The organism is Devosia sp. P3_B2 (assembly GCF_056402875.1).
In genome coordinates this window covers 158,015-174,586 of the sequence record NZ_JBFUGO010000005.1, presented here as the reverse complement: position 1 = coordinate 174,586, position 16,572 = coordinate 158,015, and the positions used below count along the sequence as shown (strand labels likewise).

General features: G+C 64.7%; 14 protein-coding genes. 10 read left to right on the top strand and 4 right to left on the bottom strand.

What is annotated here, in order from left to right:
* Positions 1-71: 71 nt before the first annotated feature.
* A complete protein-coding gene (locus AC1DV8_RS09605) occupies positions 72-1,325 on the bottom strand; it encodes an imelysin family protein (RefSeq protein ID WP_477157307.1) in 1,254 nt (417 codons plus the stop codon).
* Positions 1,326-1,692: 367 nt separating this feature from the next.
* Between AC1DV8_RS09605 and AC1DV8_RS09600 the strand changes: the two genes are divergently transcribed.
* Genes AC1DV8_RS09600 through sseA form a run of 5 tightly spaced genes read left to right on the top strand, consistent with a single transcriptional unit; the run spans position 1,693 to position 6,488 of the window.
* Positions 1,693-2,805 carry an ABC transporter substrate-binding protein gene (locus tag AC1DV8_RS09600; protein ID WP_477150247.1) on the top strand — a complete coding sequence of 371 codons (1,113 nt, stop codon included), beginning with the start codon at positions 1,693-1,695 and terminating at the stop codon, positions 2,803-2,805.
* A gap of 1 nt (position 2,806) precedes the next feature.
* Positions 2,807-3,745, top strand: coding sequence for an ABC transporter permease (locus tag AC1DV8_RS09595; RefSeq protein ID WP_477150246.1), 939 nt, complete (start codon positions 2,807-2,809; stop codon positions 3,743-3,745).
* Complete coding sequence (locus AC1DV8_RS09590; protein ID WP_477157306.1) at positions 3,742-4,530, top strand: ABC transporter permease; 789 nt, start codon at positions 3,742-3,744, stop codon at positions 4,528-4,530. The genes AC1DV8_RS09595 and AC1DV8_RS09590 overlap by 4 nt, the downstream gene beginning before the upstream one ends.
* Positions 4,531-4,533: 3 nt before the next feature.
* Positions 4,534-5,601 (top strand): ABC transporter ATP-binding protein, encoded by a 1,068-nt coding sequence (locus AC1DV8_RS09585; protein WP_477157305.1) that lies wholly within the window; start codon positions 4,534-4,536, stop codon positions 5,599-5,601.
* Positions 5,602-5,651: 50 nt separating this feature from the next.
* Complete coding sequence (sseA, locus tag AC1DV8_RS09580; protein ID WP_477157304.1) at positions 5,652-6,488, top strand: 3-mercaptopyruvate sulfurtransferase; 837 nt, start codon at positions 5,652-5,654, stop codon at positions 6,486-6,488.
* A gap of 62 nt (positions 6,489-6,550) precedes the next feature.
* On the opposite strand, the gene AC1DV8_RS09575 is transcribed toward sseA, so the two are convergent.
* Positions 6,551-9,592, bottom strand: coding sequence for an alpha-mannosidase (locus tag AC1DV8_RS09575; protein WP_477157303.1), 3,042 nt, complete (start codon positions 9,590-9,592; stop codon positions 6,551-6,553).
* Positions 9,593-9,706: 114 nt separating this feature from the next.
* Entirely contained in the window at positions 9,707-12,193 is a 2,487-nt protein-coding gene (locus AC1DV8_RS09570; RefSeq protein ID WP_477157302.1) for a beta-mannosidase, read from the bottom strand.
* A gap of 153 nt (positions 12,194-12,346) precedes the next feature.
* Here AC1DV8_RS09570 and AC1DV8_RS09565 point away from each other — a divergent pair, with 153 nt between their 5' ends.
* Both AC1DV8_RS09565 and AC1DV8_RS09560 read left to right on the top strand, forming a co-directional pair.
* The gene (locus tag AC1DV8_RS09565; RefSeq protein WP_477157301.1) at positions 12,347-13,099 is read left to right on the top strand and encodes an ArsR/SmtB family transcription factor; all 753 of its coding nucleotides are present in this window, start codon (positions 12,347-12,349) and stop codon (positions 13,097-13,099) included.
* A 32-nt stretch (positions 13,100-13,131) separates the two neighbouring features.
* Positions 13,132-13,440, top strand: coding sequence for a YciI family protein (locus AC1DV8_RS09560; RefSeq protein ID WP_477157300.1), 309 nt, complete (start codon positions 13,132-13,134; stop codon positions 13,438-13,440).
* Between the two features lie 36 nt (positions 13,441-13,476).
* Here AC1DV8_RS09560 and AC1DV8_RS09555 read toward each other — a convergent pair whose 3' ends face one another.
* The gene (locus AC1DV8_RS09555) at positions 13,477-14,649 is read right to left on the bottom strand and encodes an FAD-dependent monooxygenase (protein WP_477157299.1); all 1,173 of its coding nucleotides are present in this window, start codon (positions 14,647-14,649) and stop codon (positions 13,477-13,479) included.
* A 112-nt stretch (positions 14,650-14,761) separates the two neighbouring features.
* On the opposite strand from AC1DV8_RS09555, the gene AC1DV8_RS09550 reads away from it, so the two are divergent.
* From AC1DV8_RS09550 to AC1DV8_RS09540, 3 genes are all read left to right on the top strand, one after another.
* Entirely contained in the window at positions 14,762-15,328 is a 567-nt protein-coding gene (locus AC1DV8_RS09550; RefSeq protein WP_477157298.1) for a TetR/AcrR family transcriptional regulator, read from the top strand.
* Positions 15,329-15,584: 256 nt separating this feature from the next.
* A complete protein-coding gene (locus AC1DV8_RS09545; RefSeq protein WP_477157297.1) occupies positions 15,585-16,001 on the top strand; it encodes a DUF4260 domain-containing protein in 417 nt (138 codons plus the stop codon).
* Positions 15,985-16,542, top strand: coding sequence for a TetR/AcrR family transcriptional regulator (locus tag AC1DV8_RS09540; protein ID WP_477157296.1), 558 nt, complete (start codon positions 15,985-15,987; stop codon positions 16,540-16,542). The genes AC1DV8_RS09545 and AC1DV8_RS09540 overlap by 17 nt, the downstream gene beginning before the upstream one ends.
* The last annotated feature ends 30 nt before the right edge of the window (positions 16,543-16,572 follow it).

Here is a 16,572-nt window from a genome sequence, read left to right as displayed (position 1 = left end):
AGACCGGATGAAATGCGGCGCCGCGGATTCTTTCAACCCGCGACGCCGAGAAAACTATGGAAAACGCTCGTTTACTGGAACACCGCGTCCGGATTGGTGAGGCTGTCCGACTGCTCGATGGTCACGGTGTCGCCCAGTTCCAGCAGCGCCACGGCGCGTTCGACACCGCGTGTCTGGGCGATCAGCCCGTCGATCGCGGCCTGCACCACGGCGTTGCCCTCTGTGTTCCCCTCGGCGATCATCTGGTCGTACTTCTCGACCGTGTCGCCGCGGGTCTTCATCGTTTCCATCTTGGCGACCGTGTCAGCCAGCAGCGCCTTGATCTCGGTGTCGAGCGCCGCATCCTTGGCGGCGATCAGCTCCGAAATCGACGGGCCTTCGACAACTGAACCATCAACCCGGGTGTACTTGCCGAGGTAGACGTTCTGGATGCCGATCGCGTCGTTGAGATGCGAAATGTAGGTGTTGTCGGAGAAGCAGTCGTGCTCCTCCTCGGGATCGTGCAGCAGCAGGCCGAGCTTCATGCGCTCGCCGGCCAATTCGCCGAACGACAGCGAGCCCATGCCGGTGAGGATCGTCGCCACGCCAGTCTCGGCGAGAGCGGTGCGAGCCGGCCCACCCTCCTGCCAGTTGGCCACCATTTCCTCGAGATCGGCGACCAGCAGGTCGGTCGCTGAATCGAGATACTGGCCGCGGCGCTTGGCGTTGGCCTCGGTCGAATAGTCAGTGAACGGACGCTCGCCGGCGCCGGCCTCGGTGCCGTGCAGGTCCTGGCCCCACAGCAGGAACTCGATGGCGTGATAGCCGGTCGCGACATTGCTCTCGATGCCGCCGGCTTCCTGCAGCGTATCCTCGAGAAACGCGGGAGTGATCTCGGCCGCATCGACTTCGGTGCCGTCGATGGTGATCTTGGAGTTCGCGATGATATTGGCGGTGTAGAGCCCGTTCTCGTCGCTCTCGGTGCCGTACGAAGAGTCGACATAGTCGATCAGGCCCTCATCGAGCGGCCAGGCATTCACCTTGCCCTCCCACTCGTCGACGATGGCGTTGCCAAAGCGGAATGCCTCGGTCTGCTGATACGACGGCCGCGACGCCTTCCAGGCTTCGCGCGCGGCAGTCAGCGTCTCGTCGCTCGGGTTGGCGATCAGCGCGTCGGTCGCCGCATCCAGGGCCTTGGCGGTGGCGAGCGCGTCCTCGTAGGTGGCGAGCCCGATATCCGCATAGGTCTTGAGGATGGCATCGGCGGTAGGCTCGGCCGCCGACACGAGGCCGCTGCCCATGGCCGCGATGCCGATCGAAATGGCGAGCGTGCTGATCGTCTTCATTGGGGTTCTCCGGCGGGACGCCTAGCGTCCATTGGAGCGCGACCTATCAAAGTGGATTGCGTGGTTCAAGAAATATCGACCAAGGCTGGAACGGCTCTAAACTAGCCCTCCATCGCCCTCAGCGGTCCATCTCGACTCGTCCAAGTAAAACGGGCACTGTCACAATTGTCACAAATGACCTCGGGGGAAATCCGACGGGTGAATCGCCTGCGCTGCGGGACTTTCTTGCAGCCCTGGCAATACGGCGCCCTGTGCACGCCGCTCGTCGGTGTCACGCGCCTGTCACACGGCCAAAATAGGTGAAACGCGGCTTTTGGGGCTCCTCCCGAGTCAGGACAAGAAGCCAAATATTCCAGGGAGACGCAGAATGATCTTCAAGAACGCGCTCGTCGCATCGGTCTCGGTCGCGGCACTCGCCGCTTCGACCTTTTCCGTCTCGGCGCAGACCGACCTCACCGCCCTCTACGACGCCGCCAAGACCGAGGGCCAGCTCACCGTTATCGCGCTGCCCCACGACTGGTGCGGCTACGGTGCCGTCATCGAGGCCTTCAAGGCCAAGTACCCCGGCATCACCGTCAACGAACTGAATCCCGATGCGGGCTCGGCTGACGAAATCGAGGCCATCAAGGCCAACAAGGGCAACACTGGCCCGCAGGCTCCCGACGTGATCGACGTCGGCCTGAGCTTCGGCCCGTCCTCGAAGGCCGACGGCCTGGTGCAGGCCTACAAGGTCTCGACCTGGGACTCGATCCCGGACTCGGCCAAGGATGCCGACGGTTTCTGGACCGGCGACTACTACGGCGTGCTGTCGTTCCTTGTGAACACCGACCTCGTCGCCACTCCGCCGACCAGCTGGGCCGACCTCAAGAAGCCGGAATATGCCAACGCCTTCGCGCTCGCCGGTGATCCGCGCGCTGCCAACCAGGCGATCTCGGGCGTGCACGCCGCCGGCCTCGCAACTGGCGCCGCCGCCGGTGCCGATGCCGGCAAGGCCGGCCTCGCGTTCTTTGCCGACCTGAACAAAGCCGGCAACTTCGTGCCGGTGATCGGTAAGGCCGCCTCGGTGGCGCAGGGTACCACCCCGATCGTCGCCGCCTGGGACTACAACGCGCTTGCCTGGAAGGATGGCTTTGCCGGCAACCCCGCCGCGCAAGTGATCGTGCCCAGCGACGCGGTGGTCGCCGGTGTCTACATCCAGGCCATCTCGGCCTACGCTCCGCATCCCAATGCGGCCAAGCTCTGGATGGAGTACCTCTATTCGGACGAAGGCCAGCTCGGCTGGCTTGCGGGCTATTGCCACCCGATCCGCTTCAACGACATGGCGGCCCGCGGCGTGATCCCGGCCGACCTGCTCGCCAAGCTCCCGCCGGCGGATGCCTATGCCAAGGCCGTGTTCCCCACGCTCGACGAGCAGGGTGCCGCCAAGACGGAAATCACCGCTAACTGGGACAGCGTCGTCGGCGCGAACGTCGCAGAGTAATATGGCCAACGTCAGCTCTGCAGCTGACACCGCGACTGGCCCGGTTTCGACCGGGCCAGTTGTGCGCGTCGGCGGAAACCCGTTCCGGTTCATCACCAGTCTCCGCCCGGGCGACATCCTCGCCATCGCGCCGTTCATTCTGTTCGCCCTGCTGTTCCTGTTGATCCCGACGCTCGGCCTCGTGGTCGGCGCCTTCCAGGATCCGGCGGGCAATTTCACCCTGCAGAACGTCATCGATCTCGGCACGCCGCAAATCGTCGCCTCGTTCTGGATCTCGATCCGGGTCTCGGCTGCCTCGGCGCTGCTTGGCGCCGGCATCGGGCTGGTCATCGCGCTCGCCATCATCCGCGGCCGCCTGCCGCCGGCGATCCGGGCCACGGTGATGACCTTCTCCGGCGTCGCCTCCAACTTCGCCGGCATCCCGCTGGCCTTTGCCTTCCTCGCCACTCTCGGCCGGCTCGGGCTGGTTACGGTGCTGCTGAAGTTCGTCGGCTTCGATCTCTACAAGTCGGGCTTCAACGTGCTGAGTTTCTGGGGCCTCACGATCACCTACCTCTATTTCCAGATCCCGCTGATGATCCTGATCATCGCGCCGGCGATCGACGGGCTGAAGAAGGAATGGGGCGAGGCCGCCGCGACGCTCGGCGCCACCAACGGCCAGTTCTGGCGCTATATCGGGCTGCCGGTGCTGTGGCCGAACCTGCTCGGCACGCTGTCGCTGCTGTTCGCCAACGCCTTTGGCGCCATCGCCACCGCCTACGCGCTGACCGGCTCGTCGCTCAACATCGTGCCGATCCTGCTCTATGCGCAAATCCGCGGCGACGTACTGCACAATCCCGGCCTCGGCGCCGCGCTGGCGCTCGGCATGATCGTCATCACCGCCTTCGCCAACGTCATCTATCTTGTCATTCGCACTCGCGCGGAGAGGTGGCTCAAATGAAGTCGAGCAAGCTCTGGAGCTGGGTGATCTTCGGGCTCGGCGCGGCCTATTTCCTCGTGCCGCTGCTCGCCACCTTCGAGTTCTCGCTGCGCATCCGCCGCACGGGCTACACCTTCGATGCCTATACCTCGGTGTTCTCCGATGGCCGCTTCCAGGCCGCCTTCAGCTACTCGCTGATCATTGGCGTGTGCGCCATCATCGTCGGCCTGTTGATCGTCGTGCCCGCCGCCTACTACGTGCGGCTGCGCGCCCCGCATTTGCGGCCGATCATCGAGTTCGTCACACTGCTGCCGCTGATCATCCCGGCCATCATTTTGGTGTTCGGCTACATCCGGATGTACAACACGTCGTCGGTCCTGCCGCTGCTCGGCACGAACCTCGGCACCGACATCCTGCTGACCCTCGCCTATGTCGCGCTGGCGCTGCCCTACATGTATCGTGCGGTCGACACGGGCCTGCGCACCATCGACGTGCAAACTCTCACGGAAGCGGCCAACATCCTGGGCGCCAACCAGGTGACCATCATCGCCCGGGTGATCTTTCCCAACATCATCGTCGCCGTGCTGTCGGGCGCCTTCCTGACGCTCGCCATCGTCATCGGCGAGTTCACGATCGCGAGCCTGCTCAACCGGCAAGTGTTCGGCGTCTACATGCAGAACGTCGGCGCCAACCGGGCCTTCGAGCCCGCTGCGCTGGCAATCATCTCCTTCGTCATCACCTGGGGCGCCATGGGCATGATCCAGTTGCTCGCCCGCTTCGCACCCAAAACCGCTCGTAGGGACTAGACTATGGCCGAGGAATTCCTTCGCATCGAAAAGCTGGTCAAGACCTTCTCCGGCAACGCCGTGGTCAAGAGCGTCGACCTCTCATTCGACAAGGGCGAGTTCGTCACCCTGCTGGGCCCGTCCGGCTGCGGCAAGACCACCATCCTCAGGATGATCGCCGGCTTCGAGCGGCCGGATTCGGGCCGCATCCTCGTCGAGGGCAAGGATATCTCCGGCCTGGCCCCGAACCAGCGCAAGATCGGCATGGTGTTCCAGGCCTACGCGCTGTTCCCCAACATGAACGTCGCCGACAATATCGGCTTCGGCCTGAAGATCGCCGGCATGCAGAAGCCGCAGCGCGAAGCCCGCGTCGAGGAAATGCTGAAACTGATCGGGCTTTCCGGCTATGGCAAGCGTTACCCGTTCGAGCTGTCGGGCGGCCAGCAACAGCGCGTGGCGCTGGCCCGTGCGCTGGCGCCGAGCCCGCGCATGCTGCTGCTCGATGAGCCGCTCTCGGCGCTCGATGCCAAGATCCGCGTATCGCTGCGCGAGCAGATCCGCCAGATCCAGCGCGAACTCGGCATCACCACAGTGTTCGTGACGCATGATCAGGAAGAAGCACTGTCGATCTCCGACCGGATCGTCGTCCTCAACGCCGGCAATGTCGAGCAGTTCGGCAAGCCGTTCGACATCTACAACCGGCCACAGACCCGCTTCGTCGCGACCTTCGTCGGCACCCTCAATACCCTCAATGCCACCGTCGCCGACGCCGGCGCAAAGACTGTGACGCTCGGCGGCAACACCGTCACCATCCCTGCCCTGCCGGCCACTGCGCGTAATGGCGAGGCCATCGCGCTGACCATGCGCCCCGAAGCGGTGTCGCTGGCGAATGGCGTGACACGCGACATCGTGCTCGACGGCAAGGTCTCGGAGGTCAGCTTCCTCGGCTCGGTGATCCGGCTGAAGGTCGATCTCGGCGACAATTCGGTGAGCCTCGACACCTTCAACGACCAACGCACGCCCCCGCCGGCGCATGGCGCCCCGGTCCGCGTCGGCATCGCCTCCAGCGATGTGCTGGTGCTGGAGCGCTAGCCGAAACCGGACGAAGCTCTTAGGGTGCGCCGCCGAATAGCGGAGCACCCATGACCAACCCTCTCGTCACCACCGACTGGCTCGCCGAACACCTCGACGCCCCCAACGTCGTCCTCGTCGATGCCAGTTGGTACATGCCCGCGACAGGCCGCAAGGGCCATGCCGAATACCTCGAGAGCCATCTCCCCGGCGCGGTGTTCTTCGGCATCGACGACATCGCCGATAAGACCACCACGCTGCCCCACATGCTGCCGACACCTGAGGCCTTCGCCGAAGCCGTCGGCAAGCTGGGTATCGCCGATACCGATACGATCGTGGTCTATGACGAAGCCGGCATCTTCGCCTCCCCGCGCGTCTGGTGGAGCCTCCGCACCATGGGCGCCAAGGACGTGCGCGTGCTCGACGGCGGCGGCCTGAAATGGCGCGCCGAAGGCCGCCCCACCGCATCGGGCGAAGTGACGCGGGCGGCGCGTACGTTCGTCCCCAACTTTCAGCCCAACCAGGTGGAAGACTTCGACAGCGTCCTCAGCCTCACCTCGTCGAAGGCCAAGACGATCGTCGACGCCCGCCCTGCCGAGCGCTTCCGTGGCGAAGTGCCCGAGCCTCGACCGGGGCTGGCTTCGGGGCATATTCCGGGCAGCCTCAGCGTGCCGTCCTCGGCCGTCACCGCCGACGGCAAGATGAAGTCGGCGGCCGAACTGAGCGCGCTGTTCGCTGCAGCCGGTGTCGACGTGACCAAACCCATTGTCACCAGCTGCGGCTCGGGGGTTACGGCGTCGACGGTAGCGCTGGCGCTAGCCATTGCCGGGGCGAAGGACGTCGCGGTGTATGATGGCTCGTGGACTGAGTGGGGCGGACGGGCGGATGCTCCGGTGGACAAGGGCTGAGGGTACCGCCGCTCCAGCGCGAGTTCCCCCCACCGCCGCCAGTGGGAGCAACGCGCTCCGGCCTACTCCCGAGAAATCCGCCAACTCCGAACCTCGAACGGCCGCAGCTCCGCGCCCGGTCCCCGGTCCATCGGCTCCTCGAGGATGCTGAGGCTCTCACCCAAAGCCCACCCATCCGGCACGCTCAGCGCAAAATCGCCGCGGCGGCCCGACGGCTCATAGACGCGCAGCACCAGCCCGTTGCCGTCCTCGGCCGGCTTCAGCCCCGACAGCGCCGCCGCAATACCCTCCGCGCCAATCGGCTCGTAGTGCACCGACGCCACCCCACTCGCCGCCGCCGCCAGCAGCGGCTGGTTCAGGTCCTCGGCCTCCTCGCGCACCCGGCCCTCGTGCCAATCCCCGGGATGCGGATAGAGCGAATAGGTGAACCGCTGCCCGCCCTCGTCAGCGAGCGGATCGGGGTAAACCGGCGAGCGCACGAGGCTCAGCCCCAGCACGTTGCCCTTGGCGCTGTGCCCGTACTTGGCGTCGTTGAGCAGCGCCACGCCGAACCCCGGCTCGCTCATATCGAGGAAGCGATGCCCCGGCACTTCGAACTGCGCCTGATCCCACGACGTGTTGGTGTGCGTCGTACGCTGCACCACGCCATTGGCGTGCTCGAACGTCGCGTGCGTCGTCCGCACCGCCACCGGCGTCTGCGTCCGCAGCAGGCAATGCCGGTCGTGCCAGTCGATCTCGGTCAGGATGTCCAGCCGCACCCCATTGGCTTCGAGGATGTAGGTCTGCGTCACCGTCGAGGCGCGGAAGCGCCGCACGATGCGAACCGCCGCCCGCGCCGGCGTGTCCTCGACCACCTTGATGCTCTCGGGCCGGTTCAGCTCGATACCCTTCTTGGCGTAGTCCTCCTCAATGTCCCAGGCGTCCCAGTCGCGCGGCTTGTCGGCCGGATAGACCCAGAGCTGGTTGCCCCGCCCGGCCAGTGCCTCGCGCCCGGTCGCCTTGTGGATGAGGCTGGTGACCGAGCCATCGAGCCCGATGGTTGCGCGGATATGCGCGTTCTCGAGATGCCCCTCGCCTACCGACAGCCCCGGTAGCGGCTCGAGATCGGCGCGCGTGAACACCTTGATGCCGAGCGGTGCCATTACGTCGGTGCTCGAGTAGTGCGCGCCATCGCTCATCGTCACGCGCACCGGCCGGCGGCTGAGCGAGGGGTTGACCACCACCACTGCGTCCTCCACGTCGCCATCCGGGATCTTCGCGACGATCGCCGACATCGCCATCTGCTGGCGCGCCAGCGCCCGCCCGATGGCGTCGTTCAGCTCGCGCTCGGCGTCGTCATACACCTCGGCGATCGAGGAGCCCGGCAGGATGTCGTGGAACTCGTTCTTCAGCACCACGCGCCAGATATGCTCTAGGCTCTCCGGCTGCTCGCCACCCAGCAGCGCCGCCAGCGAGGCCAGCGTTTCCGCGGTGATCAGCGCGCGTTCCGCCTGGCGGTGCGCTTTCTTGGTGGCGCTCTGCGTGGTCAGCGTCGCCCGATGCAACTCGAGATAAATGTCGCCCTGCCACACCGGCAGCTGCGCCCTCTTCCCCGTCTCATGCGCCGCAGCGAAGAAGTCTTCGACCCGGCTCCAGCGCGCCTTCGGCAGCACGGGGAAATCCCGCAACTGCATCTCGCGCTCGACATATTCCGGCGTCACCCCGCCGCCGCCGTCGCCATAGCCCACCGCCAACAGCGAGGTCGGATGCGCCGACTTCTGCATGAAGTTGCGCCAGGTCTTCAAAATGCTCAGCGGGTTCACCGCCCCGTTGTAGCCGTGCCAGGGGTTGTTGAACGTGTGGGTCAGCACCCGCGAGCCGTCGATCCCCTCCCACCAGAAGAGGTCCGCCGGGATGGTGTTGGTATCGTTCCAGTTCACCTTGATGGTGAAGAACGAACTGATACCGCCTTGTTTGAGCAGCTGCGGTAGCCCGCCGGAGAAGCCGAAGCAGTCAGGCAGCCAGCACACCGTATGCCGCACCCCGAACTTCTGCTGGAAGTAGCGCTGCCCGTAGAGGATCTGCCGCGTCAGGCTCTCGCCTGTCGGCATGTTGGTGTCGGGCTCGACCCACATGCCGCCCACCGTCTCCCAGCCGCCGGCGCTGACCTTGGCCTTGATCTTCTGGAACAGCGCCGGATCGTCCTCCTCGATCTGCGCGTAGTAGTGGGCCGTCGACTGGTTGAAGCGGAAGCCGGATTGCGCCAGGTACTCGTTCGAGCCCTCCATCAGCGTCACCGCCGTGGAGAAGGTCCGCCGCATCTTCCGCCGCGTCTCGGCATAGGGCCACAGCCAAGCGAGATCGATGTGCGCATGCCCGGTGAGCGCGATCTCGCCCTGTTGCGGGAACCGCTCCTGCAGCTCGCGCAGCCTGCGGATCAGCTTGAGATCGGCCTTCACCACGCTCTGCCGCTGCTCATCGGTGAGCGGGGCTGGATTGTCCTTCAGCGGCGGCAACTGCCAGATCCGCTGCTGCCCCCGCTCCGCTGCGAAGCGCGAGACATAGTCCTGCGTCGCCGACGGCCACTCGAGCGCATAGAACGCCTCCTCGGCCGCCGCGACGAGATGCGGCACCACCTCGTGATCCCCGAGTTCCCCCGCTGCCTCATGCACCTGCAGCAGCCGCAGGCGCAGCGCATCCACCGCCCCATCGAGCCAATAGAGTTTCGCCTCGTTGAGGTGCGGCTTTCGCACCGGCTCGCCGAACGGCAACCGCGCCACCGCCTCCGCCTCGATGCGGAAGTTGTGGGCCCTGACCGGGAATTCCTTGTGATAAGGGTCGTTGCCGAAGCCGATATTCTCGTCCGCATAGATCAGCGTCGCCAGCGCCTCGCCACCGAGATCGAGGAACAGCCGCGCCTCACCAATCGGCCAGTTCGGCGGCACCGACACACCCACGGCAAAGCTCTGCACTCCGTCGCGACTCGGCCACGGCGCCCCGACCTCGATCGGCTTGCCGTTCAGCATCCAGCCGCTAACCGGAACGGTCTCGCGCTCCCGCCACCAGGTGAGCTCTTCCAGCCGCACCTTGATCCGGTCCAGCCGCTGCTCGATGGAGAGAGCCATGCGAATATCCTCTTTTGCAACGTTACAATGCGCGGCGGACAAAACCACAACTGCCCCCGCCTCGCTAGGGTCGGGACGCATTTTTGACGATGCGTCTCAACGGATCTTTATGGGTCAGTAGGTCTCGCGCAGATGGCTGAGCTTCAGCCCTTTAGCGAGGTCGTCCTTGCTCACCTTCGCCCCATGCCGCGGCGTGAAGCTCAGCTTTACTTCGCGGCCGGGGAGCAGGGTCACGGCGTTGTCGGAGAAGTAGCCCGGCACGTCCACCGTGGCGGTGACGAACACCGCCGGCTTGTCGGTGGTCAGCGTCAGCACCGGCGCCTTGTCGCCGCCCGACCAGCTTGCCTTTACCTTGGCTTCGGCGAGGTCGTAGGCCTTGTACGCTTTGGGGAAGTAGTCGTTCTCGCCCAGGAGCTTTCCGTCTTCGGCGGTCCAGGCGAAAAACAGGAACTCGTTCGGGCCGAGATCGCTGAGCTTCACCTTGGTCGCGACCACCGCCTTGTCAGGGTTGGTCTTCGCCTTCGCGGTAGCAATCACGCGGGCTTTGCCATTGGCATCCACCGCCTGGACTTCCACAGCGATTTCAGCCTTCTCGGCGGTATCGTTGATCGCTTTGAGGAGGATCGTGTCGCCGTCCGGCACCGCCACAACGTTGATGGGGTTGAAGAAGCGCTTCGCCATGTAGTGGAGCAGCTTCCACTGCCCGCCATAGTCGAGGCTCGACCAGCTGGCCACCGGATAGACGTCGTTGATCTGCCAGTAGAGCGTGCCCATGCAGCGCGGCTTGGTGGAGCGCCAGTATTCGATGGCGGTCTTGATGGCGAGGCCCTGCTGCACCTGGCTCAGGAACACCATGTTCTCGAAGCCCGACGGGAAGCGGAAATAGCGCGTCATCGTTTCGAGGATGCGCGAGTTGCCGCCGGTGTTGCGCTGGTGCGCTTCCATCACTGGCGAGGTCGGGTTGCGGTCCTCGGGCTTGGTGAAGCTCTCGATGACGTTCATAGAGGTGAAGCTCTGGAAGCCGAATTCCGAGGCGAAGCGCGGGTTCACGTCGCGGTAGGCGGAGAAGTCCTTGGCCGAGTGCCAGACGCTCCAGTAGTGCGTGTCGCCGCGCGTATCCATCAGCCAGCCGTCGGAATAGTCCATGTAGCCGAGCGACGGCGAGGACGGCCAGAAGCGGCGGCTCGGGTCTTCGTCCTCGACGATGTAGCCGAGCATCGAGTTCAGCCGGTCGTAGTTGGCGACATAGCGCTCCGGCGCCGCCTTGGTCTCGGGGTACCAGTGGAGCGAGCCGATAACCTCGTTGTCGCCGCACCACAGCGCGATCGAGGCGTGGTGGCTGAGGCGGCGGATCTGCTGGGTGATCTCGGTGCGCACGTCGGCGAGGAAGGCGCGATCCGAGGGGTAGCTCATGCAGGCGAACATGAAGTCGTGCCAGATGAGGATGCCGAGCTCGTCGCACATCTCGTAGAAATAATCCGGCTCGTACTGCCCACCGCCCCAGATGCGCAGCATGTTCATGTTCACGGCCTTCGCGCTTTCGAGCAGGTCGCGAACGGTGTCGGGGGTGATGCGCGAGGGGATGGCGTCGGCGGGGATCCAGTTGGCGCCGAACATCGAGATATCGCGACCGTTGATCCGCACCTTGAAGCTGTGGTCGATCTCGTCCTTCTCGACCAGCCACTCGAGCTTTCTCAAGCCCAGCTTGCGCTTGGTCACCTCGCCGTCGAGCGTGGTCCAGAGTTCGTAGAGCGGCTGCTCGCCCTGCCCGTTCGGCCACCAGAGCTTTGGGTTCTTGATGGTGACGTTGTGGGTGAAGACGTTCTCGCCCGGCCGCACCACCACCTTGTCGGCGAGCTTCTGCCCGTCGACCTCGTGCGTCAGCTCGACCGAACCCTCGGCGAAGGCGAAAACGCGAGTCGTGATCGAGAGTTCGACGGATTTCTTGCCATGCGACTGCTCGACCGTGACGCTCTCCTGGCGGGCGAGGCGCGAGCGGCGGATGGCCATCTTGCCGTAGACGCCAGTTGGCATCAGGCAGATGCCCCAGTCCCAGCCGGCGTGGCAGGCAGCCTTGCGCACGAAGTTCATGTGCACGCCTTCGAGGCCGTTCGACAGGTAGTTGTAGGTGAACGGGATCGGGAACGGATGGGCGTCGGAGCGCGCCTTCGCCACATCGCGGGTCACCGCGAACTCGATGCGTAGCGTGTTGGTGCCGATCTTCACCTTACCGGTGACGTCGATGTCGTAGCGGATGAACTGGTTCTGCGTTTCGGCGATCGGCTCGCCGTTGAGGATCACCGTGGCGATGGTGTCGACGTTGTCGAGCGTCAGCGTCAGGTAGCCATCGATGTCGGCAGCCTCGGCGTCGAACTTCCGCTCCACCGTCCAGGGGGTCTTGTTGACCCACATGACGTCGACTTCGTTCTGGCCGAAATACGGATCGGGGATTTGTTTGGCATCAAGCAGCGCGGTGTGCACGTCGCCGGGCAGCGTGATCGGCGCCTTGATCTTCGTCTTCGGCGAAGTCAGCTGGAACTGGCCTGCGAGGTCGAGTTCGCCATAGCCGGTAGCGGCCGAAACGGTCTTGGTCTTCGCCATTTTGGGGATCCTCCGATCGATGCGCGGCCGCGAAATCGATTTCACCGCCAGCGGACGACTCTCTAGCCGCTACCATTCCAGCTGCCAATCCCCTCCTCCGTAGCAGCCGCTATCGTCGACACTTGACACGTGACCATTTGGTCACCTATTGTTGTGACTGTGGATGCCGTCTTCAAAGCCCTGGCCGATCCGACCCGGCGACAACTTCTCGATAGTCTTCGGGACAAGGCCGGACAGACCCTTACCGAACTCGAGAGCGGGCTCGGTATGACGCGGTTCGGGGTGATGAAACACCTCAAGGTGCTCGAAGAGGCGAAGCTGGTGACGAGCCGCAAGGAGGGGCGGTTCAAATATCACTACCTGAACGCCTCCCCGATCCAGGAAGTCGCCGATCGCTGGATCGCGCCGTACCAGAAACCGTTCGCGCGCTTCGCACTCGATTTGAAGAACCAGTTGGAGAGTTCAGTACCGATGGCCGACAAACCGAACTTCGTGCTCGAGACCTACATCCGGACGACACCGGAAGCGCTCTGGGATGCGCTCACCAAGCCCGAGCTGACCGCGCTCTACTACTACGGCACGCGCGTCGACAGCGACCTCAAGCGCGGCGGGGCGTTCCGGTACCTGAGCGGCGACGGCCAGGTCATGCTCGACGGCGAAGTGATCGAGATCGAGCCGCTCAAGAAGATCGTTTCGACCTTCATTCCGAGCTGGGCCGAGAACTCCCAACCCACCCTCGTCACCTTCGCGATCGAGCCGATGGGTGAGGTCGTCAAGTTCACCATCACCCACCACGACTACGAGAAGGCCAATGCCGGCATCGATACCGGCTGGCCGGTGGTCGTTGCGGGTCTCAAGACGCTGCTCGAGACAGGCAAACCGCTGAACCTGCCGACCAGTATGTGACCGTAAGCAGCGGCAAACAGGGAAACAGAAAAATGGCGAAGTACATCCTGGGCTTTCACGGATCGCCCGCTTCCTCACCCGCAGACGTCGAAGACTCGATGGCCAAGTGGGTCGCCTGGTACAAGGGCATGGGCGGCGCGGTCGCCGACATGGGCAACCCGGCCGGGCCGAGCAAGACCATCGGCGCCGATGGACGTGTCACCAGCACCAACGGCAACGCGCTGACCGGCTACTCCATCCTCGAAGCCAAGAGCCTCGACGACGCGATTTCGCTCGCGCGCGGCTGCCCGATCTATGCGGCCGGCGGCTCGGTCGAAGTCGCCGAACTGATGCCGATGTGAATAGGATGGGCGGCGTTCCGACGCCGCCCTCTCCACTCAGATGCTGATCGCGTTGGCCGCAGCGTAGGTCTCCTTCAGCATCACTTCGACCGGCAGCAGCGGCAGCAGCTTCATCATCAGGTTGCGCACCCAGATGCCGAAATTGCCCTTCGGCACGAAGCCGCCGACCGCCTTGTGCGCTAGTGACTGGCTGGCGTTCACGAAGGGCTGAAGCTTCCGCTGATAGTTGTCGAATGCGGTCTGGTGATCGTCGCGCGAGGCGTTCAGTTCATGCGCCAAGATGTACGCCCCGACCACCGCCATGCCGGTGCCCATGCCCGATAGCGGCGAGGCACAGTGGGCGGCATCGCCAAGCAGCGCCACCCGGCCCTTCGACCAGCGCTCCATCACGACCTGGCTGATGGTGTCAAAGTAGAAGTCGGGCGCCACCTCCATGTCGGCGAGGATCTGCGGCACGTGCCAGCCCTGCCCGGCGAAGCGCTCGCGCACGAACCGCTTCTGCGCGCCCACATCGCGATAGTCGTAATCGCCGAAGTCGCCGTCGAAGAACATCAAGGCCCGCGCCTCCCGGTTCTGCCGCGCGCTGTAGACGCCGGCGAGCGTACCGGGCGCACTGAACAGCCGGCCTGAGTAGTCGAGGTTCATGCGGTTCGGCACCGTGAAGATCGAGGCATAAAGCCCGAGATCGCGCACAAACTGCTCCTCCGGGCCGAAGGCCAGCGCGCGGACGTTGGAGTGGAGGCCATCGGCGCCGATCACCAGATCGAAGGTCCGGTGCATGCCGCTCTCGAAGCGGACCTCCACCCCATCGCCGAACTCGGCGAGCTCGGCGATCGAGTCGCCGAAGATGTACTCGGTGCCTGCCTTGGTAGCGTCGTAAAGGATCCGCGCCAGGTCGCCGCGCATGATCTCTAGTTCGCCGCTGAACGCCGCGGCGGGCATGGTCGCGACCTGCCGGTCGCGGCGATCGACATAGTACATGTCCCCCATGTTGGTCGCCTCGGCCTGCACCGCCTCGAGCAGGTCCATGCGACGGAGCGCCTCCATCGAGGTGCCGCGGAAATCGACGGCATAGCCGCCCTCGCGCAGCTTCTTGGAGCGCTCGACGATGGTCGGCTCGAAGCCGAAGCGGCTGAGCCAGAAGGCGAGCGAGGGGCCGGCGACGCTGGCGCCAGAAATCAGCACGGTACGGATCGGGTGGTGGGTCATCACGGCATCTCCTGTTGCGATGCCGATATTCATACGTATGTATAAAACGGCTGTCTAGATGAATTTCATACGATCGTATAGAACCGACTCGTCGAAGCCGTTAGGAAGGGTTATGGGACACAAGGAAGATCTGCTCGCCGGCGCCAAGAAGTGCCTCCGCGAGAAGGGCTACGCCAACACCACGGCGCGCGACATCGTCGCCGCCTCGGGCACCAACCTCGCTTCGATCGGCTATCACTTCGGCTCGAAGGACGCGCTGATGACCCAGGCGATCATCGAGATGCTTGGCGAATGGGGCGAGCATTTCGGTGCCGAGCCGGCCGCCTCGATCCCCGACTACGGCGAGCGCTTCGAAAAGCACTGGCGCGACCTCGCCGCGGCCGTTGCCAGCGACCGCCAACTGTCGCTCGCCAGCTTCGAGAACGCCGCCACCGCCATGCGCATCCCCGAACTCGCCACCATCATCGCGAGCGGACAGGAGGATGCCCGCGCCGGTCTCGGCGACGATTTCGCCGCCACCGATGCTGATGCCGAAACCAAACGCGCCGTCGGTTCGCTGATGCTGGCGGTGACCACCGGTGTCATTGCCCAGTGGCTGGTCGACCCGGAGAGGTCCCCTACCCCCGACGACATCGTCAAAGCCTTCCACGCCATCGCCGCTGCGTTCGGGCGGAAGTAGCGAGCCAACCGCGGTAGCCGCGCCATACACCCCCACTACTTCCCTCCCACCGGCGTCATCCCCGCGAAGGCGGGGACCCAGTGGGATTTCTCAACGTTCACCTGCGACGCAGCATCCCACTAGGTTCCCGCCTTCGCGGGAATGACGGCGGAGGTGTATCCGCACCATCCCTACGCCCCGCACCACACCCCGCTTGACTCTCATGGCTAACACATGTAGCTATCATAGCTACACACGTTAGCCATTGAGGTTTGTCATGTCCGTCACCCCCGGTTTTCCGCCCAAGTCCGTCGTCTCGCACCTTCGTATCGAAGGCTTCGTGGCGCTCGCCGCCGCTGTTACCGCCTACTGGTTCCTCGGCGGCAACTGGTGGCTGTTCGCCATTCTGCTGCTCGCCCCGGACCTGTCGTTCTTCGGCCTCTATGCTGGTCCGAAGACCGGGGCGAAGATTTACAACCTGGCCCATACCTACGCGGTGCCCGCCGTGCTCGGCGCCATCGGCTGGTTCGGTGGCATCTTCTGGCTCACCGAACTGGCGTTGATCTGGGCCGCCCATATCGGCATGGACCGCGCTGTGGGTTACGGGTTCAAGTATCCCGGCTTCGACCACCACACGCATCTCGGCCTCATCGGGCCGGCCAGAAAGGCGCAAAAGCTTGCCGACGCCCGCTAAGACCTCGCCCGCGGAACTCGCCGCCATCGCCCTGACGCTGGTCGAGGCGTCGGGTCCGGAGGCACTGACCATGGGTGCCGTAGCACAGAGCGCGGGGGTGAAAGCCCCCTCGCTCTACAAGCATTTCGCCGACCGCGCAGCGATCCTGAAGGTCGTCGAGATCGAGATCCTCAACGGGCTAGAGGCCTATCTCCGTCGCGAAACCCAGGGCGACACACCCAAGGCGCGGCTCCTCGCCATGGCCACCGCCTATCGCCGCTTCGGCCTCACGACGCCCAACCGCTACAAGGCGATCTATAGCGGCAACGCCTTCAACGACCCGGAGATCCGCGCCGCCTGCCTGTTCTCGGCCCAGCCGCTGTTCGAGGAACTGAAGGCCGCCGGCATCGCCGAGGCGCGCATCCTGCCGCTGTCACGCACCCTGGTGGCGTTCCTCCACGGCTTTATCCTGATGGAGATCGGCAACGCCTTCAGCCTTGGCGGCAGCGTCGAGGAGGCGTTCACCTCGTCGCTGGAGACGATCTTGAAGGAGATCGGCTAGTCGCTGTCGAAATCGGGATCGCTCGTTCGT

What these genes read in the sequence shown, in the direction of transcription:
- AC1DV8_RS09555 (WP_477157299.1), bottom strand. Translation starts at nt 14,649, where the DNA reads ATGACCCACCACCCGATCCGTACCGTGCTGATTTCTGGCGCCAGCGTC.
- AC1DV8_RS09550 (WP_477157298.1), top strand. Translation starts at nt 14,762, where the DNA reads ATGGGACACAAGGAAGATCTGCTCGCCGGCGCCAAGAAGTGCCTCCGC.
- AC1DV8_RS09600 (WP_477150247.1), top strand. Translation starts at nt 1,693, where the DNA reads ATGATCTTCAAGAACGCGCTCGTCGCATCGGTCTCGGTCGCGGCACTC.
- AC1DV8_RS09585 (WP_477157305.1), top strand. Translation starts at nt 4,534, where the DNA reads ATGGCCGAGGAATTCCTTCGCATCGAAAAGCTGGTCAAGACCTTCTCC.
- AC1DV8_RS09575 (WP_477157303.1), bottom strand. Translation starts at nt 9,592, where the DNA reads ATGGCTCTCTCCATCGAGCAGCGGCTGGACCGGATCAAGGTGCGGCTG.
- AC1DV8_RS09570 (WP_477157302.1), bottom strand. Translation starts at nt 12,193, where the DNA reads ATGGCGAAGACCAAGACCGTTTCGGCCGCTACCGGCTATGGCGAACTC.
- sseA (WP_477157304.1), top strand. Translation starts at nt 5,652, where the DNA reads ATGACCAACCCTCTCGTCACCACCGACTGGCTCGCCGAACACCTCGAC.
- AC1DV8_RS09560 (WP_477157300.1), top strand. Translation starts at nt 13,132, where the DNA reads ATGGCGAAGTACATCCTGGGCTTTCACGGATCGCCCGCTTCCTCACCC.
- AC1DV8_RS09605 (WP_477157307.1), bottom strand. Translation starts at nt 1,325, where the DNA reads ATGAAGACGATCAGCACGCTCGCCATTTCGATCGGCATCGCGGCCATG.
- AC1DV8_RS09595 (WP_477150246.1), top strand. Translation starts at nt 2,807, where the DNA reads ATGGCCAACGTCAGCTCTGCAGCTGACACCGCGACTGGCCCGGTTTCG.
- AC1DV8_RS09545 (WP_477157297.1), top strand. Translation starts at nt 15,585, where the DNA reads ATGTCCGTCACCCCCGGTTTTCCGCCCAAGTCCGTCGTCTCGCACCTT.
- AC1DV8_RS09590 (WP_477157306.1), top strand. Translation starts at nt 3,742, where the DNA reads ATGAAGTCGAGCAAGCTCTGGAGCTGGGTGATCTTCGGGCTCGGCGCG.